Below are 21,789 nucleotides of genomic sequence, written 5' to 3'. Positions count from 1 at the left end.
AACCTAACCTCCTCACTTAATGATCAACAACAATACTTATCATTTTGCCTTGCTTATCATATATTTTTTTTATATCACCAACTCCATTTTTACTTTCCAATACTATAAAACGTTCAATTATATTTTTATCTATTAATTTTTCAAGAATAGGTTTGTTTTTAACTTCAATAAGTGATGATCCATGTACGGTACATATCATCTTGCATCCAGCATTAATAACAAAATCAATAGCCTCTATATCGTTACTGCTACCTATTTCATCTACAGCAATGACTTCTGGTGACATTGACCTTATAAGCATAAGCATTCCTTCGGTTTTTGGGCATCCGTCAAGTATATCTGTTCTGATTCCTACATCATTTTGTGGTATACCCCTATAACAACCTCCTATCTCGGATCTTTCATCAACTACACCTATAGTTATTCCTACACTATTATTGACACCATTGGAAAGTTGCCTTACTATATCTCTTAACAACGTTGTTTTACCACATCTAGGTGGAGATATTATCAATGTATGATATACTTTATTATCTTCTAATATGTATGGTATAACTTTATTAGCACAACCTTTTATTTCATGTGAAATCCTAATATTAATACAGGTTATATTTTTTATCGTTTTCACTCTATTATTTTCTACTACTACTTTTCCTGCCAGCCCCACACGATGTCCTCCATCTACGGTTATATAACCATTACGCAACTCATCCTCAAAAGCATATAAAGAATAATTGCTAATGAATTCCATAGTATCCTTTAAATCTTTTTCAGTTATTATATGCGCTTTTTTACTACTTGTTACCAACTTATTCTGGTCCAGAAAGTATTCTTTATTATCCATTCTAATAATAAGAGGTTTATTAACTCTTAATCTAATTTCTTGTAATAAATCCAACTGTTCATTTTTTAATGAACCAAACCATCCTCGAAGGTTAGTTGTTAATATTTTTTCAACCGTTTCTTTCTTCATCACTTGTCCACCTTTCTTAAAACAATATATGCCTTGACCAACTTTTTTATGATAAGAATTTTGTATTAATCATAAACAAACTTAGTAACTCATATATTGTATAAATCAAATTAACAATGATGTTGAATTAAGCATTTTACATGGTTAATATATGATACATTCAAAATCAACTATATCCTTTTGACACTATAACCATATATGTAACTATAAACAATAAACTTTTGGACAAGGAGCAAGTATGTTATGAGAATAATTTATTTATTGATTTTATGTTTTTTTATTATAAGACCTATTAATGTTAATTGTACTGAAGAAATAAACTATGAATGGAAATACATACACGGAAAAGTCATATCTATACTGGAAGATACTGTAGATGAGGAAAATTGTATGAGATATCAGAAAGTACAAGTGGAACTAACAGAACGAGATTTGACAGGTCAAGCAGAAGTTGAAAACGTTATTAACACAGCTTCGATATATAAAATTGTTGTTAATCAAGGAGATGAAATAATTATAGTCTGCAATCAGACAGGTAATACAATAGAAAATGGCAGAGTATATTCTTATGCACGTGATAAGTATCTTATTTACCTTTTATTAGTTTTTATGGGTGCATTATTACTCTTCGGGGGTAAGAATGGATTCTATTCCATTATAAGTTTGACAATATGTGTTTCTTTGATACTTTTCGCCTTCTTTCCGCTAATAATGAAATCATATAATCCAATATTAGTGGTTAGTGTAATAAGTGTAGTCTCTACTCTAATTACATTATCAGTAATCGGGGGGCTGAACATTAAAACCTATGCTGCTATTATAGGTACCATTGGTGGAGTAATTACAGCAGGCCTGTTGACCTTTTATTTTGGAGCTCTGACACACATTCAAGGAATCGGAGATGAAGATGTAGAATTATTGTCATATTTTGCAGAAGGGTATAATCTTAATTTCAGAGACCTGTTATATGCTGGTATCATTATAGGAGCTCTAGGAGCTATTATGGATGTTAGTATGTCCATTGCATCTTCTATGGGGGAGCTATATGAAAACAACCCTAGAATCGGTAAGGATAAACTTTTTAAAGCAGGTATGAGAATAGGTAAAGATATAATGGGAACTATGTCCAATACACTTATTTTGGCTTATGCTGGTAATTCAATAAGCATGATCCTAGTATTCTTCTTATACGACAGGTCATTAGTACAATTTATTAATTCTGACCAAATAACCGGAGAGATATTAAGGGCTTTGTGCGGTAGTATCGGATTGATATTCAGTATTCCTATAACTTCTATAGCCTTTATATCCATTAGTAAAAGACATAATAATTATGTTCGACCAAGAGGGGTTTATAAAAATAACGCTCATTAGAAAAATAGCTGATTTAGTGAAACAAACTCTGTTTAAGCTATCCTTCCAATATAAATGAAAAACCATACCATTTATCAACTTGAATGGTAGATAGCTAAACAGAGTACTAATTTATAAGGTTTCCATCCATTTATTCCATAAACTCTCAATAATATTAACTAAGTTTGGATCGAATTGTATACCTTTGTTATCTTGTACTTCTTTATGACATTCATCCCAAGATAAACTTTTTTTATATGATCTTTCGGATATCATGGCATCTATAGAATCGCTTATAGCAATTATTCTTGATGCTAGAGGTATTTCTTTTTCTTTTAAACCTTCAGGATAACCTTTTCCATCCCATCTTTCGTGATGATATAGTACAATGATAGCTATATCTTTTAGATTCTTAGATTTCATCAATATGTCATATCCCATTTTACTATGATTTTTTACAATATTATATTCATGTGGTTGTAATTTACTGGGTTTATTAAGTATATTATCTGGAATACCAATCTTTCCTATATCATGTAAATGTCCCGCAAGATGTAAATCTTCTAATTCTTTTTTTTTAAGTCCATATTTCTTTCCTATATCATATGCCATATGTGCAACTCTGTCAGAATGACCACTTGTATATGTATCTTTTGCCTCTAATGCACCTATTAGACACTCTATAATATCATGATAACGATGAAATCTTTTATGCCTTAATCTATCAAAAATATTAATCACTTCTTTCTATATATTGAACTTAAGTATCTACAATTGATAATGATTAGCAATATCAATATAAGTATAATTTATATTATAAAATATGTCAATAAATACCAAAAAAAGCAAAAAAATAAAAGCCATAGTGGCTTTTATCATTGTATGACTTATGCTCTTGATAAGTATTCACCTGTTCTTGTATCAATCTTTATCTTATCTCCAATATTAACAAATAAAGGAACGTTAACATTAGCACCAGTTTCAACTTCTGCTGGTTTAGTAGCTCCAGTAGCTGTATCACCTTTTACTCCTGGTTCTGTATGAATTATCTCTAACTCTGCAAATAATGGAGGTTCGATTCCAAAAACTTCTTCTTCATGACTTAGTATTTTAACCATGTCATTTTCTTTAACAAATTTTAATGTATCGCCTATTTGATCACTATTAATTGCTATTTGGTCATATGTTTCACTATCCATGAAATGGAATAAATCACCATCGGAATATAAGTATTGCATATCCTTCTTTTCAATATGCGCTTTTGGCATTTTTTCTGAAGGTCTAAATGTTTTTTCAATAACTGAACCTGTTTTCAAGTTTTTAAGCTTTGTTCTAACGAACGCTGCTCCTTTACCAGGTTTTACATGTTGAAATTCAATAACAGTATATATTTGATTTTCATATTGAATTGTTAGACCATTCCTAAATTCTCCAGCTGATACCATATATAATTTCCTCCCTAACTTTTATCTTTTATAGTGTAAACTAATACAGAATTTTTTTCAATAGTTTTATAACAAATATTAAGATTAATCCGCAAAAAGTACTTAGTATAACTCTATATAACTTATTATAGATAGTCCCGAGTATAATTATACTAATTCAATCAATTGTTTTGGTGATGAAACGAAGTTAATTATGCCATCTTTGGTCACACTTACTAGATCTTCTATCCTTACACCACCGAATCCAGGTACATAGATCCCTGGTTCTACAGTAACTACCATGTTTTCGGTAAATACATTCTCGTCACTATATGAAAATCTTGGTTCTTCATGTATAAATAATCCTACGCTATGACCTAATCCATGACCGAAGTTATCTCCGTATCCTTTATCTGTTATAATGTCACGAGCAATTTTATCTATATCCTTACCTATACATCCAGCTTTTACAGCTTCTAAAGCTTTTAGCTGTGCATCCAGCACTATATTATATATTTCCTTTTGTTTTTCACTAGCTTTACCTACAACAAAAGTTCTAGTCATATCAGAACAGTAACCTTTATAGACACAACCAAAATCAAGAGTTACGAAATCTCCTTCTTCTATCTTTTTATCGGAAGGCTCAGCATGAGGTTTTGATGAATTAAGACCCGAAGCTACTATTGTATCAAATGATAAGTTTTCAGCACCATTTTTTTTCATACAAGTTTCTATTTCTAATGCTACTTCCTTTTCTGTGACACCTGGTTTCACAAATTTCAGTATATGCTCATAAGCAAGATCTCCAATGGAAGCTGCTTTTTGAATACACTTCAATTCCTCTTCATCTTTAATCATTCTAATCTTTTCTACTGTATCACCAATAGGTAGTAACTCTACATCATCAAGTCCTTTTTCATATGTACTAAACTCCTTATATGATATTGTTTCGTCTTCAAATCCTATAATTTTTGCATTATCTTTTATTATAATATCATTCAATATCTCTAGCAAACCATTTTTAGTATAATCTATTACTTCAAAATCAGGGCATTGTTTATTTGCTTGCTCTGTATATCTGAAATCCGTCAATAGTTTTTTCACATTTCTTGATATGTATAGATATGCATTAGAACCTGTAAATCCACTGAGATATCTTCGATTATAACTGTCTCTTATAAGGACTGCATCTATTTTTAGTTCGTCTAGGCTGTTTTCTAATTTTTGTAATCTCATCATTTCATCTTCCTTTCTACATTTTACTTATCTGATAAAATCAAAGTAACTTATTATGATATAATCTTTTCTAATGCAATTTTATAGCCATCAAGCCCTTTACCATATATTTGCTGTGCACATACTGGTTCAATAACAGATACATGACGAAATTCTTCTCTCTCATAGATGTTGGAAATATGTATCTCTATAGTTTTTATATTAACTGATGCGATTGCATCTCTTATTGCATAACTATAATGTGTGTAAGCTCCAGGATTAATAACAATACCATCAACTTTATCAAAATAGCATTGTTGTATTCTATCAATAATCTCTCCTTCTGAATTAGATTGAAATACGTCTACATTAACATTTAATGAATCAGCAGTTTCTTTAATCATATCCACCAAATCATTATAGTCTTTATTACCATATATACTTTTTTCTCTAATTCCAAGAAAGTTGAGATTAGGACCATTAATAACTGTAATTTTCTTCATAGTATTTTCCTCATTTTTAATTAATTATAATAGTGATATTATCTCTTCAGCAATACTTTCCACTTCTTTACCTGAAGTTTGAATAATTATATCTGCTGTACTGAGATATTTATCTTCTCTAGATTCTAACATCTCTGATATTGTTTTAACATAATCTTCCGTCTGTAATAAAGGTCTTGTATCATCATTTTCAACGTTATTAAGAATATGCTCAACATCTGCATGTAAAAAAATAACTTTACCTATTTTTTTCAACATTTCTCTATTACTTTCTTTTAGTACAATGCCTCCACCCGTAGATATAATATGATTACTCTTATCTACTAATGTTTCTAGATATCTTGATTCAAGATTCCTAAAATATTCTTCACCATCATCATTAAAAATATCTTTAATGCTTCTTTCTTCTTCTTTTTCTATTTCAGTATCAGTATCTATGAAATTTCTATTAAGTATTTTAGAAAGTTTTTCTCCTACAACAGATTTACCACTGCCCATAAAACCTACTAACAAAATATTTTCTACCATTGATACACTCCTTTTTATCCATATTGATTATTTAAATCAGTCATAACTTCTTTTAATATCTCTTCTGGAATATCCATATCATTCCAAATTTCATATGCTTTAACACCTTGATAGAATAACATCTGAAAACCATTCAAAATTTTTATTCCACTTCTCTCAGCTTCTTCTAGAAATTTAGTTTTACTTGGGTTATAAATCAAATCTACAGCTATATGAAATTTATTGTAGAAATCATTATCTTTAACTGGATTATCATGTACATTTGGAGACATTCCTATAGGTGTTGTCTGAATCGCAATATCAAAAGGTGCTATTTCCCTTATTCTATCTAATCCTAGTACTTCAGTTTCAACATCATAATATTGTCTTATATTATTAGCAAGTATTTCAGCTTTTATAACAGTTCTATTAATAATAGTTATTTTTTTGCATTTTTCTCTAGCACAAAGCATCCCAACAGCTTTAGCAGCTCCACCTGCTCCTATTATAACAACTTCACTATTTTTTAGCTGTACTTTGTTTTTTATTAAAGATATATTGAGACCTTCAGCATCTGTGTTGTATCCAATATACCCATTCTCTGTGAATTTTAATGTATTAACTGCTCCTATTTGTTTAGCGAGAGGTGTAATTTCTATCAAACTATTCATTACTTGTTCCTTGTATGGAACTGTTATATTGAGTCCTTGTATATTAAGTGCTCTTGCACCTTCAATTGCATCCTCCAACATACCCTCATTAACTTTGAATGGCACATATACATAATTCATATTTAATTTGTCCGCTATAAGATTATGGATACTAGGTGAGATAGTATGTTCTATAGGATTACCTATTAATCCTAATACTTTAGTATTTCCATTAATGTTTTGATTCATTTTTTTTTACCCTCTTTAAGTAAGCTTTTATGATTTTCTTTTCTGTGTTTCTTTTTATTTTAGTTATCCATTCTTCCTTTTCAGCTATAGGTACAACTAATATCGTTTTCAATTTTATACGATTACCACCATATATATCAGTAAATATCTGATCTCCTACTAATACAGTGTTTTTCTTATTGGTCTTGATAGCTTGCATAGCTCTCTTAAGATTTCTAGTCATTGGTTTTAATGCTTTATGAACAGCAACTAATTTCAACTTTTCGTTAAAAGTAGTTACTCTTAGTTTATTGTTATTTGAAACCAATGCTATCTTAAACCCAATTTTTTTTATATCTTCAAATAAATCTATTATCTCTTGGTTTGGATGCTCCATGTCATACGGAACAAGTGTATTATCTATATCAAATAATATTCCTCTATAACCTTCATCATATAATTTTCTATAATTTATTTGTCTAATTGAATCAGTATACTCTGATGGAAAGAATCTCTCTAACAATTATATCACCCTTAAGCTTAATCGAATTTTTGTGTTATGTTATATCATTTTGATTATAACAATATAAATACTACAATACAAGTTTTTTAAATGATAAGGTGGTCTATGCAAGAAAAGTGTGCAAATAGCACACATTTAGTTTTCGTATTTATTTGGATACAATTGCAAATCTTTTGTATCATCGCCATTATCGGCATAAACATATACATTATCATTATCTATACTTATACTAAAATGAGTATAACCACCTTTTTTCATTTTTAGTATAGGTAATTTATTAATTTTAAAACCTTCTAATTCTTTTATTAATGCATTAATAAAATTATCGTCTATAACATTAGAATTTATATCCACTTCTTTATTAATATTTAATTTCCCTATAGAATAATTTTTATATTTATTGTTATTATTAATTATATTTTCAGTAGCATGACCTAACAGTGTTGCGTTAGATATATCAGTTTCTCTTTTTAATCTGTCAATTTTGCTAATCTGTCTTGGAACAAAAATAGCAATAAGTACAGTCAATAGAATTATTATAAATGCTACTTCCACATAAAAATACTTACTTTTATTCTTCAGATAATCAACTATCCGGTTCTTCATGTGTAATGTCCTCCATTAAAAAGAATATTAACCTTTTAGTATCTCATTACTGGTTACAATCGTTGCTCCTAATGTATTCTTAAAATGATTAATAGCAAATTCATGTCCTTCATCTGTTAGTCCACAACAACAATCCTCTATTACAGTGATCTTATATCCCATATTGTAAGCATCTATGGCTGTGTGTAAAACACATATATCTGTACAGACCCCCATTAATACTAGTTCTTTAATATCGTGTTGCCTTAAAACTAAATCCAGTTCAGTTCCATTGAATGAAGAATACATGATTTTTGATATATTATATGTTTTTTCAGGTTTTATTTGTTGGAACATTTCTTCGTCAATAGCTAATTTGCTTCCATTTTTACAACAATGCAACGGAAATAGCTTAGCTTCTGGAGAAAATTTATAGCTATCTTTTTCATGGTTATCATTGCATATATATAATATGTTTTTATCTTCTTTTATTTTGTTTACGATTTTTATTATATTATCTTTTATAGCTTGCCCACGCTTACTCAGAGATAAAATACCTTTGTCATCAATAAAATCGTATACATAATCTATTAATAAGTAAGCTTTATTCATTTAATTTTCCTCCTTATACTATTCTTCTGTAAGTGATATTTTAAATTCTTCAGATTTTCTTCCTAATTCATTATTATATACCACTACCCATAAATATCCAAGACCATCTGAAAATTCTTTATGCTTTAATATAAATTTCGCTTTATCATTCTCTATAGATCCTGAAGTCACTAACTGTTTATATTCACTGTTATCACTTCCTGATGGAACAAAATACACTTCTGCTTCAGTTGAATTACCTTTCACTGATGCTGTTAATTTCGTATTATCATAAATAGCTATGAAGCCTGATTCATCTTCCAATAGTTTTCTTCCTGACTCATCTTCAAATATTATGCTTTCGATAACTGGGGGTTGCTGTTCTAGTAACTCTTTATATAATGTCATATATTTGTCGTCATTACTAGATGAACATGCTGTCAACGATAATACCATAGCTCCTAAAACAACTATTTTTTTAAATGTATTCATGTACTTTCCTCCTAATAATTCTCCTGTATTTCTTAATAACCTATAAATATTGAACTAAAACATCTATATACCCATTTTAATAAGTTCAATAGACTTTCCCTGATATGTAATTTATTAAACTCCCAGTATACTTAAGATTATATTATTAAGCACTTATAAATATAGTTTAGCCAGTTGTTCCTTATTTAACATTAACTTCATAATTATTCTAATGGATAATATACCACATTTTATAATAATATAGTAAATGTGTCAAATTATGGTTTGGAATTTGTATATTCAATTAAGTAATTATCCATCAATAGAATAAATTATTTCAATTATTATTCTATTAACTTTAATGATTATTAGTAGTTTTGACTCCTATATTATAATACATTTTCCAATTTTTGTAAAATAAAAAGGCCAATTTATGACCTCTTCAACCGTTATTATATTTAATTCGATTCAGTCATGCACCAATAATATTTACTAAAAATTACTACAAATCTAATAATTTTTTGATTCATTAAATTTTAGTAACTTTTTTATACCAGCAATAGAATCTACAATTTTATCTTCTGACACATTCTCTTTCAATTTGTTAATTATAGCTTCAGAATAGATTTCAGTTAATACATTGTCTATATTTTTTATACAATCATTTTCTTTATTATCAGGAAATTTCATTATGATCTTAATATCATCCTTGTTCAAATTAAAACTCCTTATTATATCTATTAATAAATATATATGTAAGAACTTGTAATCTAATTAATATAAAATAAAGTAGACCCTGTTTAGTCATAATTAAGTTAAACAGAGTCTATCTTATAATGAGTTTTCTCATAACAATTGTTAATTATTTATTACTTCTTGATAAGATATCTTTAATCATTTCTATGTTATCAGTAAGATTACTTAAAACACTTACAGCCTGCCCTAATTTGTCATCACCTTTTATCATCTTGTTCTTGAGGAATATATCTTTAATTTCATTAAGACGCTTTTGTTCTTCGCTATTTAGGCAACCAACAATTTCTTTCCACTTAAGCATATTTGCTTCTGCACCAGTTGTCAGTGTCTGTGAATCATTTTCATAGCTTGCAAGAATTTGATGAGTCAATTCTTCGTCATTCATTATAGAAACTACTTTTTCAGCAATCTTATTCATGTTTCTATAAGAACCTTGAAGTTTAAAAGGTGGTTCATTTCTATATTCATCAGCTTGAGCAGCAGAATATATATATTCCATATTAACTTTTAATACTACATCTCTTACTCTAGATAGTTTTTCTATAACGCTAATATACTCGTTAAGCTCATCTATTGAATAATTACTCTCAAGATTGACACTTTCTCTTTCTGCTCCATTAGCCATTTCAATAAGACCATATATATCCTTTTGGCTTCTACTTGTCAACTTACTAAGAACAGGATTAGAGGTTAAGCTGTTTTCAATATAACTAAGTTTGAACGCTTCTTCATTTTCCCTAAGCATATCTCCAAGATTATATACATCCGCTCTATTAGAAAGCATATCTGGTATCTTGAACTTTTCACCACTTTCGGTATAAGGATTACCGGCCATAACTACAGCCACCTTCTTACCTCGTAGATCATATGTCTGTCCCTTACCATTATATACCCCTTCAATCTTTCGCTGTCCATCACATAATGATATGAATTTCTGCAAAAATTCTGGGTTACAATGTTGAATATCGTCAACGTATATCATGACATTATTTCCCATCTTAAGTGCAAGATTAAGTTTTTTGAGTTCCTCTCTCGCACTAGTATTATTTGCTTTTCCTGGATCTAATGATGTTACGTCATTTCCCAGAGAAGGTCCATTGATTTTTACTAGAATAATACCAAGTCTACTTGCTATATATTCCATCAAAGTTGTTTTACCATAACCTGGAGGAGATACCAATAGTAGCATACCCATTAGGTCTGTTCGTTTATTTTCTCCCACAACACCAATTTGTTTAGCTAGATTATCTCCTATCAAAGGTAAATAAACTTTATCAATGAGCATGTTTCTGACAAATGATGAAAGAACCTTTGGTTTGAATTCATCAAGGTCAAGTTCTGTTTTAAACTCCTTAATAAGTTCCTTTTTAATATCTTGGAATTTGATATAGTCATCAACAACAACATCACTATAATATTTTAATTTATTATTGAATTTAGTATAATTCAATTTATATATTCCATTATCAATTACAGAGTGACTTCCTACTAATTCAGTTATAGTTATTTGGGAATCTACATTAATGACTCTACCCAAATTAGCATCATTCTCAATTAGCATAACGATAACCTCGTCAAGTAGACCTTCCAGCTCATCTTCATCCACGTTTACAAAAATATCAGTATCAGTCCCATAGGCATTTACCCATTCTTTGATGAGATAGAAAAGACCTTCTATGTCTTCTATACCATTTTTTATTGATAGTTCAAAAGTTTCTAAAGCATTTTTATCTCGTAGATAACTAATAAAACCATCATATATTTTTTTAGCTTCCCTGCTAACTACAAAATCTTTGTTTTTCATGATTTCTTTACAAAGATATTCTGCAGCATCAGAAATATTTTTGTTATCGAATAGGTCTATTTTGCTGTATGTATCTTCAAGTTTTCCAACTACATAAGGGATATAACTTGTCAAATTAGGTGATGTATTAAAATATATGTTAACCTTAGCTAATTCTCTTAATCTGGATGATAATAATTTTTTCGTATCACTATCAATCAATCTATTCCAGAATAATCTAGCCAATGCCCTAACCTGGCTATTATATATTAATAAGTCTATATTCTGATTAAGTTCAAGTAATGACTTTAATATCTTAGCTCCATCACTATCATGTACCCCTTTTGTGTAACCTTCTTGATATCTAGGTTCCATATATTTTTGAACCATTTCAACCAACTGAGTTTCAGACTTAGAATATAATGCATCCAAACTTTCAAATTCTTTATTACTTGCTGCTCTGAAAATCAAATAAGCAAGGTATTCACCTCTATATACATCCCTATTCTCCGATACTATACTCTGCCCAAAGACATGCTCATATAAGCTAATATCCTTATGAACTACTTTATCCCAAAAATCAGTTCCTGTTATATGATAATATAATTCATCATCTTTTTGTACAATAGATAAGTCAATGGCTTTTGTATTAACTGAGAATTGATGTCTTCCTAATTTTATGACATTCTCACCATTAACATAGAGGTCTTCTTTATCTTTCAACTGACGAATAGCATCTTCTTTTAATTTTTTAAGCCTGGAACTAATTTCATCAGCCTTAACATTATCTCCTAATTCTCTTAGACTAGAAATAATATCTCTGACTTTTTCAGCCATAATATCAGTAGCAAGATAACCATTAATCTTTTCAATAGAATCATAACCATTAAGTCTATTAGTTATCCCTTTTATAATACGCTCTGAAGAATTAACTAATCCTAATATACGTTTATTCATCTTGTCTATCAATGCTTGTTTCTTACTCTCAAAAGCAGTGTAGAGTTCTTCTCTTTTTTCACCAAGTTTATCTACATAATCATCAAATTCAGCGAATTTGCCTTCTAATTCTTGAATCTGTACCATTACTTTATTAAGATATTGTTCACATTTTTCTATGGTATCAGAAACATCTAAATAGTTAACAACAGCTTGGCTAAGTAATTTCATCTGTGAGTTAAACTGAGTAGTCATTTCACTTTTAGTGAATTGCTCCACCCTTGTTTTCAATCTTGCCTTAGCATTATTTATTAGTGAAAACAATGATGATATTTTGTCTATAATTTCTGTAGTCATCGTAGGATCTTCAATCTTAAAATTACTGACAATATCTATAAGAAGCTCTAACTCAGCACATGTATCATCTATTTTTGCCCATAATTCTTTACCTTCTTTTGATTTATCAACCTTATCTACGCCATCTTGTAATTCTTTTACTTTATCGGCATATGGTTTTAATCCTTCAGGTTGCATTATAAACTCTACACACTTCTTAGAAAACTCCTCGTTCTTTTCTCTAACTTTAGTATCCAATGAGTCAACAAATGCTATATCTGTGTATCTTAGGTCTCTAAGGGAAACAATTTTACCACGAAGATTTCGTATGTCCGCCAGAACCTTCACATATTCATTAATACTATCAAATGTTCCATATTGTAGTTTTTTAAGAAGTTCCTCTGATTCATTTCCTACATTATCTATTTGCTTCTTTGTAGACTTTTTAATCCTCACAACTTTTTCGAACTCACCAATTGCAAAAGTTGATGTATCTTTTATAGATATAAGTATTTCTTTTAAGTTGTAAACCTCTTTTTTATCAAGCCAGAAATAAGAATCTATTATTTGTTCGGATTCTTTTACAATGTCAATATATATACTTTGATAGCTTTCACCTTTTTGAATGAGTTTGTATACTATCTTACATTCAGCCATGCAATTTACGATATCCTTATTACCGATATTAAATAATATGGAATCGCTTTTACCCTCATTTACGTAATTTTTCCCAACATAAGGTGTTTGCCATATCTGTATCATATGATTTTTTCTAGGTTCATCTTCGTTTTTGAATACTATCATCTCACCATTATTAAAATGTGAGTATCCACTACAGACAATTGGTGTATCAATTGTCTGCTCAATAATATTATATGAATATACTAAATATATACCGCTATCAATATTATAGAAAATATACTGATAATCCTCTCCATTAGATGAACTAATCATCTGATCAAAAACAGAATTATCTGCTGGAACGTCAAATACTTTACATTCTCCATTTTGCAGATAATAGCCTTTGGGGAAAATTAGTCCATGATTACCAGGCAAGAGCATACAAGTATCTTTTATGGCATCGATTCTTATAACATTCTTTAACTTATTATTAAATATAAAATACCTGTAATCATTTTCCTTGTATGGCTTAATCTTAAGTATTATTATTTGATCTAGGTCCGCATAGAATATCTCAGCATCATCAAGATTCTGGTCTTTATCTTCAACATCTTCTGAATATATTCCCTTACCGATTTCAGTATTATCTTCTACTTTTATTGTTAAATCTCCACCAATAGTTTCAACAAAGACTTTATCAAGAATTGAAACATGAGGGTGAATACCTGTTCTTTGGTCATCTCTCGATGCTTTAACAAATTTGAATTCGTTCTTATTTGTAAATTTAACTTCATGATCGCTTCTACAATCTACATATGTAAGCTTACCAGCTTCTATCAACCATTTGAATACTTTGATATCTGCAGCATTTTTTCCTGTCTGGAAAATCATATAGAAGTAAGGTTCAGTTATAGTGAACTTAGCAAAAAATGTATTCTTATAATACTTATACAGTTCATCAAAGTCTCTCAGAAACTGCTCATTATTAATTAAGTCAAGTGTCTGCTTTTGGAATGTACAATCCTTATATTGATAAATTGAAAATACATCGCTAAGTTCAACTTTAGATTTCAGTCCTATATGAACATTGTAACCAAAGATAAAGTAATCGTCTACTGGTGCCATATCTCTAGGTATACAATTATTTTCAGTTAAAATACGTTCACTTCCAAGAAGCTTCGTTTCAATAGAACCAAAAACATCTTTTCTCATTGAGTTAAGCTTGTGTACACGTTCCTTTAAATCATTTCCTTGTTTAATAAGCCTATTCTTGATAACTTCATACGTACCATTTTCCATATCATTATTATCGTTTTTTGTTTTTATATTTTTATTATCTTTAACATCCAATATCATCTACCTCATTTACGTGTAGTTTCCATCATTTTTGCTGGTAAATCAGCAATACCTGCCTTATTAACAGTATTTAATAGTTTACCTAACATTGTTTTGTCTTCACCATTAGCATTCTTCATCATTTTATTAACAGCACCCGTAATTGATAGATTTTTTAGATCTTCTGATGTTAAATTAAATCTATCAGTTAAATCTTGTAATTGTTTCTTGAAGTAATCTGGGTCTCCTGTAATAAATGTTTCTTTTATATCACTAAGTACTTCACTATTATCTACTAAGCGGTCATAAGATTTACCTCTGGTAATTGAACCCACGATTTTATCAAAGAACATAGTTTCTCCACCAACAATATCAATCTTAGCTGATTTAAGTGCTTCTGTGATAACAGCAGCTTGTGAACTCGCTATATCTTTTTGGATATTGATATCTGCAAGTGCAATTTCTTTATCTTTTTCTAGTTTTAATTTGAACTCTTCATGTTCTTTTCCTACTTCATCTAATGCTTTCATGCTAGTAGCTTTTTCTTTAATTCCCTCTGCTTCTGCTAAATATTTTTTCTTCAAGATATCTGCTTCAACATTTCCTTCTTTTTCTTTTACATCTATCTTAGCAATTTCACCTTTTGCTTCTGCTATAGCTTTTGCTTCAATGACTTTTGCTTCTGCTATACCACTAGTAGATTCTTCAAGTATCTTAGCATCAACAATTACTTTTATGGATTCAGCTTCTTTTTGTGAAGCTTTTAATTTAGCATCTGCATCTATTACTGTCTTTTCAGCAATTCTCTCAGCAGCTTGTTTTGAAGCTTCTGCTGTCTTGACTTTTATGATAAGATCCTTCTGGGATTGTTCTTCTGCCTTTTTGATAGCTACAGTTTTATAACGATCCGCTTCAGCTATTGCACGTGTATCTTTTATCTTCTCTTCTTCAACAACAGTATCTTTTTCTACTGCTACTCTTTCTCTTATAACTGATTGTATATCTTTCTTTTGAACCTCTACTTCTTTTTCTTTTTCTATAGTAGCAAGTTCAACTAATTTTTCTTTCTCGGTTCTTTCGAGTAATCTTTTTCTATCAACTCTCTCAGTTTCAACCGCTTCTGTGCTTTCTTTTGCTTTCATAGCAACAATTACTTGTCTTGATTTATTTTGTTCAGCAACTTCTATTTCTTCTTCAGTCTTAACTCTTGCCATTTCTGACTTGAATCTTTCTTCCTGAGCTACTTTCTCTGATTCCGCTGTCTCTCTTGAATTAATAATCGATATTTCTCTTTTTTGTTTAGCCTCTGCTTCAGCATTTTGTTTTTCAAGTTCTAGTATAGCTTCTCTTGCAGATACATCCTGTTGTTTTATAGTCTTTTGTTTATCTCTTTCTATCTGATTAGCTAGTATTCTCTGTTCTGATGTAAGTTCAGTTATTTTCTTGATACCTTCTGAATCTAAGATGTTATTAGCATTTAGAAGACCAACATCAGTCTGCTCTAAGTAATCAATTGCTGCATCATCCATAACATAACCATTTAAGTCTGTTCCAATGATCTGAAGGATTTCATTTTTGAAAGTCTCTCTTTCAGTGTATAATTGAACAAAATCGAACTTCTTACCAACTGTTTTTAGAGCTTCTGAAAACTTAGCATCAAAAAATTCCATCAAAGTCGTACGATCTGATGCTTTTTGACAACCTAACAATTGAGCAACTTTTAATACGTCTTCTCTTGTTTGATTAACTCTAACAAAAAAGGCAACCCTAATATCAGCTCTTAGATTGTCTTTACAAATCAAACCATCTTTACCTTCTCTAGCTATCTCTACTCTTTTAACAGAGATATCCATTACTTCATATCTATGTATTATTGGCACTACGAAAATACCACCAAAACATACTATTGAACCACCTACACCATTTCTTACTATGACTTTTCCCTGTTCAACCTTGTGATAGAATCTTGAAAATAGTGCAAGTAATCCGCCAATTACAATTACTACTACACCTATTGCAACTAATACAATCTGAATTGAATAATCCATTTTAACACTCCTTATTTTTACTGAGATAATTTCATTGTTGTAACTATTTCCTTGATATAGAATTTGTAAATTCTTTTGCATTAAATAAATTTTAGGTAAAATGCAATCATAAATCTAACTTGACAATGTAATATATATCTTTATCTGTGTCTTTTCTGCTAACAAATGCGACTTCATCCTTATCAAATGACTCTTTATCGTACTCAGATTTGACATTAATTATTAATGAAGCACCATCTCTTTTGATTCTAGCTTGACCTAGACGTCCATCTTTCATTTCGCACATAAGTATGCATAGTTGTTCAATTACCTGATTACCTCTGTTATCTTGCATATTACTATACTTGAAAATACCTTTTAGAGGAATGGTTTCACATTTAGTAAAGAGTACACTAATTATCATAACAGGTATTAGTAGTATTCCATTTAACAGACCTCCTACAACAACAAAGGGTAAGTAATACATCAACATGGATATAATCCAAAAATTCAGTGCAAATATGCTGAATACTAACATAAAAGGTAATTCACCTACATTTAGAAACGCTAAAATTGCATAGAATGGACCTGAATTATCAGCACCTACATCAATATCAATATCTAAGAAATCAAAATCAAAAGCACCGATAATAACAATAATCCAGTACAATAATACCACTCCTAATAAAGCAGTAGGTATAATATTTGCTCCTGTAACAGCATTTTTTAGCAACTCCGTAATAATAACCCCCTTAATATAAAAATCATGGTAATTAACTTGTAATCTTTTCCTATTTTTTTATTTTTTTACAACACATGCCCAATTCGAAATATTAAAAAATATGTACGTGAAGAACTAAACACTAATAATATATATTATACATGTAATTTTATTACCAAATGTGTAGATAGTCAAGATATAATAGTGAGTTAAAACTCTGTTTAACATATTATTATTGATATTTAATTATTGGAATTTTTGCATTAAGTTAGTTTTAGTATAAAAAATGAGTTCATCATATGATTATTCAATTATAATATTACGTATTATATTTTAATATGAACTATTTTATTAACAAAGTTATTCTTAAAAAATGGTATTAACATTAACACTCTAACACCTTTCCATCTTTTTTTATGATAATCAAAATAGTTCCACTCGTCAACAAATTTTATCGCAGTGTTTATCTTTTCCATTTCTTTTCCTGATTTAATTCCCCATTTGAATGTTGCACCTGTTTTATTTACTGTCTCATGTTTTTTACCATTTCTAGCTACTAAAGGCGTCATCATTTCAAATAGCATATTAGCTCCTGAAAAATGTTCTGATAATACATTCATTAAATTTTCTATTTGTTGTTTTGTAAAATACATTAAAATTCCCTCTGCTATTATTAAGATTGGTCCTTCTTTCTGTATATCATCAATCCAAGTAAAATCAAAAACTGATTTACCTATCATCCTATGTCTCTTAGTTTCCTTAAAGAATTTTTTCCTTAATCTTATGGGTTCTGGTAAATCAATGTCATACCAGCATATTTGTCCATTATCAACTCTAAAATATCTAGTATCCAAACCGCATCCAATATTAATAATTGTAGCATTCTGATATTTATTTATAAAAGTTCTTACTTCTCGGTCAAGTATTTCTGTTCTAACTGCCACTCCTGTTTGGGTCATCCATGCACCTTCAAATTTTGTAAAATCATAATCTATCTGCTCCATCATTTCTAGTGCTTTATCATCAACTACTATAGGATTATCAATTTTTGATTCTGCCGCTCTTGCCCAAAGAGGAATAAGTAATGTTTCTGGTACATCCGTTAAGTACTGCTCCATATTTAATCCTTCTCTCTAATTATTATTATCACTATATTATATAATAGAATTTTAATGTTGTAAATGATAATAATAATCATAATCATAATATGTCTAGTAATTAATATACTTTTGTACAAACAGACGGAAGTTTGAAGCTATACTGCAAAATATTATAAATGTGGATTCAATTCAATAAGTTGATGTAATTGTCTTTTCTCCTTGGTACATTTACAACAGTAAAATGTGATTTTCACCCTTTACGAAATACCTAATCTACATTTAACTGTTTCACTTACTTCAAAAACTTTTTCTTGAGGCAGTACAATTTCATAGGGTTTACCCCCATCTATCAATGAATCATATTCATGTACCAGCTCTGTTATATCTGTAATAGAAACAATATAATCATTCACATACTTTTCAATATCCATGCTTCTTTCGTAGAATAAATGTTACTATCATATGATGTAAGCACACAATTATCTAAGATATCTCTAAACCCTTCACAGGTCATATCTATGGCTAGAATTCTTTCTTAATCTGGTTTCTTAGCCCATCCCGAGCGATACATCATCCATAAAAAAGAAGGTTTTACCCATGTCATCCTATTCAACTTAAAAGAACTACCAAAAGATTTAAGTAGCTTCAATACTATCTCAATCAAAATCATTTGGGAAACCATGGAATGCAACGATTCACCTTTGACTTATATCTTAAATATTCTTGTCCAAATGTATTTTCCAAAATAATTTCTTCTTTTTTTACAACTATACTCAAGAGCAACCAATAAATGAAAGGAAAAACTAAAAGCAGTAGATTATTTTGCAACAATAGTATTCCTGTGAACACAATTAAAAATGCTGAATATATAGGATTTCGTACCCACGCATAAGCACCTGTAGTTACCAATTTATTATCTGCAATATTTTTATCTATTCTTGATATAATAACTGCTTGTACCCACAAAATAATTCCTATAACAATTAATACAATTCCTATAATAAATAATGGGATTTTCATTATATGTACTACTCCAACCGAAAAACATTTCAACTTTCCTATGTATACTGCGACACAAGTTAATATAAATATTAGTATCACATAAATAGGTCCAACTCCAAAATATGACATATGCTTTTTTTTATTCATTATATTAGCTCCTTCTATTCACAATATATATTTTATATGCTTGTGTTATCATATAATATTTTTCAAACTTTCAAACCAACCTAAATACTTTTTCCATATTCTCTATCAATTTATCAAACCAAAATAAATATCTGTCTTTATTAATTATTATTATTATACTAATTATTATCCTTTTTTACTACCTCATCTTTTTAGAAATAAAATTAATTTATTTTCTATCGTACATTATATTCATGTTACATTTATATTTTATGAATTGAAGAGAGATAACTGATATGATATAATACATATGTTATAAAATATAGTTACAAAAAGGAGTAAGATTATGAAAAAAACCACAAAATTATTAAGCTGTATATTGACACTACTATTTATGACATATCCTTTGACACAAAGTTATGCAGAAACATCAATATCTAATCAGAATAATAAACAACTGTATATTTATAACCCTAAGCTAGAAAAATTTATTCCTGAAAATGAATATAAGCAAAACATGCTATCAATACCAAATAAGATACCTAATTGGAGATATTTGACTATTGATGGCAAAAAATATTCAATAAAAATATTAAGTGCACAAATAAATAATACAGATTCTAATAACATGCCATTAACTCAGATGGATAAAGTTATGACCATAGCAAATGGACAAACTCAATCAGTTAAGAGTGTTAATGGCTATACTACAACTCATATGACATCCCATGTGAAGAAACATAACAATTCATTTTCTTTTGGTATTGCTACTGATGGAGCATTTACTGAAAAATTAGCTCAAAAAACCGGAGGATTTAATTTTGGTGTTTCTTCTGAATTTACTAACAATTATGAAACAACTGATACTAAACGAACTGTTGAAAAAGAGGTAATAACAGAAACAAGTACTTATTATATTCCCAGTTGGGCAACAAATTGCAATGGGATGGATTGGTATACTTTTAGTAAGATGGAAGTCTATGATATGGTTATTGAATTGAGAGAAGAATTCACTACAGACGATCCTGTGAAAGGATATACCGAGTTAATTGAAACTGATTTTTATGTTGATTATGATATATGCCCTAATGGAAGATTAAGGTGTAGTCATTGCAATCAAATAGTTGATGTTGGTCCAGGTTTGAAAGGCTATCATGTGAAATTTGCAAATGGAAGATGTGAACATTATGAAAAATTATGTTTTAGAATGGAATCCCTTGATAAAGGATATAAGCCTTATAATTCAAATAGATCTACTACGATATCATTTAAATATTATAAGCCTATAAAAATAGGTGGACCTTATGAGTGGCATATTGACCAGCCTAATAATTTAAATTTTAAATATCCTGTAGAACTAATACCAAAAGGAACAGAAGAAACTATCGTTTGTGGAGATAAAACATATTTATACCGAGTATTAGAGTCAAATTTACAACAACCTTATTATAGCAATTTACCAGGAACTCAAACTGGGATGGTAATGGATGGAACCGAAACAACTAAAATTGTGTTCAATGAAAAAACTTATAAATCATCTTTTAAAAAAATACACTCCCAATCCAATAAAATTTCATGGGAAGCTAAAGGTAAACTTTTCAAATGGCTAAGTTTAAGTGCAGGTGGAAGTCATTCCAGCGAAACTATAAATACTACATATAATGACGAAGAAAGAGACAAACAACTATATACAGAAACAAGTTTCAAATTTCCTAAAGAATATCAACAAACATATAAATGTATAGAAATATATGATACAGTAGATGTATTTGTATTCAAAGTCAAGTGTGAAGTTATTCCATATAATAGTAATGGAAAGTTAGATTTAGCTAATAAAGATATTATTACACTAGACTTAGAAAAAGAATTCCCTAAACGTTATAGTAAACCTAGCAAATTATAATTAGATAGATCTATGATAATCCAATTAACAGTCTTTTAATATAGAGACTGTTAATTGGATTTTGAGAGTATTATTTATCCGCTTTCTGCAACCTCTACATCACCTAAAACAACAATAGGA

At 29.3% G+C, this 21,789-nt stretch carries 21 protein-coding genes; 2 read left to right on the top strand and 19 right to left on the bottom strand.

Annotated features, from left to right (window positions below):
- Positions 1-16: 16 nt before the first annotated feature.
- Positions 17-973, bottom strand: a complete 957-nt coding sequence (gene spoIIIAA, locus ACX6CF_RS10885; protein WP_458785352.1) for a stage III sporulation protein AA — start codon at positions 971-973, stop codon at positions 17-19.
- A gap of 243 nt (positions 974-1,216) precedes the next feature.
- Between spoIIIAA and ACX6CF_RS10880 the strand changes: the two genes are divergently transcribed.
- Complete coding sequence (locus tag ACX6CF_RS10880; protein WP_458785351.1) at positions 1,217-2,347, top strand: YibE/F family protein; 1,131 nt, start codon at positions 1,217-1,219, stop codon at positions 2,345-2,347.
- Between the two features lie 111 nt (positions 2,348-2,458).
- On the opposite strand, the gene ACX6CF_RS10875 is transcribed toward ACX6CF_RS10880, so the two are convergent.
- From ACX6CF_RS10875 to ACX6CF_RS10790, 18 genes are all read right to left on the bottom strand, one after another.
- Positions 2,459-3,067 (bottom strand): HD-GYP domain-containing protein, encoded by a 609-nt coding sequence (locus ACX6CF_RS10875; protein WP_458785350.1) that lies wholly within the window; start codon positions 3,065-3,067, stop codon positions 2,459-2,461.
- A 146-nt stretch (positions 3,068-3,213) separates the two neighbouring features.
- Positions 3,214-3,771, bottom strand: a complete 558-nt coding sequence (gene efp, locus ACX6CF_RS10870; RefSeq protein ID WP_458785349.1) for an elongation factor P — start codon at positions 3,769-3,771, stop codon at positions 3,214-3,216.
- Between the two features lie 147 nt (positions 3,772-3,918).
- Positions 3,919-4,989: a M24 family metallopeptidase gene (locus ACX6CF_RS10865; RefSeq protein WP_458785348.1), complete on the bottom strand. Its 1,071-nt coding sequence runs from the start codon at positions 4,987-4,989 to the stop codon at positions 3,919-3,921.
- Between the two features lie 50 nt (positions 4,990-5,039).
- Positions 5,040-5,468 carry a type II 3-dehydroquinate dehydratase gene (gene aroQ, locus ACX6CF_RS10860; RefSeq protein WP_458785347.1) on the bottom strand — a complete coding sequence of 143 codons (429 nt, stop codon included), beginning with the start codon at positions 5,466-5,468 and terminating at the stop codon, positions 5,040-5,042.
- A 24-nt stretch (positions 5,469-5,492) separates the two neighbouring features.
- A complete protein-coding gene (locus ACX6CF_RS10855; RefSeq protein WP_458785346.1) occupies positions 5,493-5,996 on the bottom strand; it encodes a shikimate kinase in 504 nt (167 codons plus the stop codon).
- A gap of 14 nt (positions 5,997-6,010) precedes the next feature.
- Positions 6,011-6,874, bottom strand: coding sequence for a shikimate dehydrogenase (locus ACX6CF_RS10850; RefSeq protein WP_458785345.1), 864 nt, complete (start codon positions 6,872-6,874; stop codon positions 6,011-6,013).
- Positions 6,858-7,376 carry a YqeG family HAD IIIA-type phosphatase gene (locus tag ACX6CF_RS10845; RefSeq protein ID WP_458785344.1) on the bottom strand — a complete coding sequence of 173 codons (519 nt, stop codon included), beginning with the start codon at positions 7,374-7,376 and terminating at the stop codon, positions 6,858-6,860. The genes ACX6CF_RS10850 and ACX6CF_RS10845 overlap by 17 nt, the downstream gene beginning before the upstream one ends.
- Positions 7,377-7,511: 135 nt before the next feature.
- The gene (locus tag ACX6CF_RS10840) at positions 7,512-7,982 is read right to left on the bottom strand and encodes a hypothetical protein (RefSeq protein WP_458785343.1); all 471 of its coding nucleotides are present in this window, start codon (positions 7,980-7,982) and stop codon (positions 7,512-7,514) included.
- Between the two features lie 27 nt (positions 7,983-8,009).
- Positions 8,010-8,573, bottom strand: a complete 564-nt coding sequence (locus ACX6CF_RS10835) for a cysteine hydrolase family protein (protein ID WP_458785342.1) — start codon at positions 8,571-8,573, stop codon at positions 8,010-8,012.
- Positions 8,574-8,591: 18 nt separating this feature from the next.
- Positions 8,592-9,044: a hypothetical protein gene (locus ACX6CF_RS10830; RefSeq protein WP_458785341.1), complete on the bottom strand. Its 453-nt coding sequence runs from the start codon at positions 9,042-9,044 to the stop codon at positions 8,592-8,594.
- Positions 9,045-9,533: 489 nt separating this feature from the next.
- The gene (locus ACX6CF_RS10825; protein ID WP_458785340.1) at positions 9,534-9,740 is read right to left on the bottom strand and encodes a hypothetical protein; all 207 of its coding nucleotides are present in this window, start codon (positions 9,738-9,740) and stop codon (positions 9,534-9,536) included.
- 145 nt (positions 9,741-9,885) lie between these two features.
- Entirely contained in the window at positions 9,886-14,805 is a 4,920-nt protein-coding gene (locus ACX6CF_RS10820; protein ID WP_458785339.1) for a DNA repair ATPase, read from the bottom strand.
- A gap of 11 nt (positions 14,806-14,816) precedes the next feature.
- Positions 14,817-16,838, bottom strand: a complete 2,022-nt coding sequence (locus tag ACX6CF_RS10815; protein WP_458785338.1) for a flotillin family protein — start codon at positions 16,836-16,838, stop codon at positions 14,817-14,819.
- 106 nt (positions 16,839-16,944) lie between these two features.
- Positions 16,945-17,550: a hypothetical protein gene (locus tag ACX6CF_RS10810; protein WP_458785337.1), complete on the bottom strand. Its 606-nt coding sequence runs from the start codon at positions 17,548-17,550 to the stop codon at positions 16,945-16,947.
- 314 nt (positions 17,551-17,864) lie between these two features.
- Positions 17,865-18,656, bottom strand: coding sequence for a class I SAM-dependent methyltransferase (locus tag ACX6CF_RS10805; RefSeq protein WP_458785336.1), 792 nt, complete (start codon positions 18,654-18,656; stop codon positions 17,865-17,867).
- A 239-nt stretch (positions 18,657-18,895) separates the two neighbouring features.
- Positions 18,896-19,069, bottom strand: coding sequence for a hypothetical protein (locus ACX6CF_RS10800; RefSeq protein ID WP_458785335.1), 174 nt, complete (start codon positions 19,067-19,069; stop codon positions 18,896-18,898).
- A 104-nt stretch (positions 19,070-19,173) separates the two neighbouring features.
- Positions 19,174-19,308: a DUF4291 family protein gene (locus tag ACX6CF_RS10795; RefSeq protein WP_458785448.1), complete on the bottom strand. Its 135-nt coding sequence runs from the start codon at positions 19,306-19,308 to the stop codon at positions 19,174-19,176.
- The gene (locus ACX6CF_RS10790) at positions 19,305-19,787 is read right to left on the bottom strand and encodes a methyltransferase family protein (protein WP_458785334.1); all 483 of its coding nucleotides are present in this window, start codon (positions 19,785-19,787) and stop codon (positions 19,305-19,307) included. The genes ACX6CF_RS10795 and ACX6CF_RS10790 overlap by 4 nt, the downstream gene beginning before the upstream one ends.
- Positions 19,788-20,112: 325 nt before the next feature.
- On the opposite strand from ACX6CF_RS10790, the gene ACX6CF_RS10785 reads away from it, so the two are divergent.
- Positions 20,113-21,669 (top strand): hypothetical protein, encoded by a 1,557-nt coding sequence (locus ACX6CF_RS10785; protein WP_458785333.1) that lies wholly within the window; start codon positions 20,113-20,115, stop codon positions 21,667-21,669.
- Positions 21,670-21,789 lie beyond the last annotated feature (120 nt).

Source organism: Vallitalea sediminicola (genome assembly GCF_054408565.1).
The sequence above is the reverse complement of the archived record's forward strand: the minus strand, read 5'-3'. Positions and strand labels throughout refer to the sequence as shown.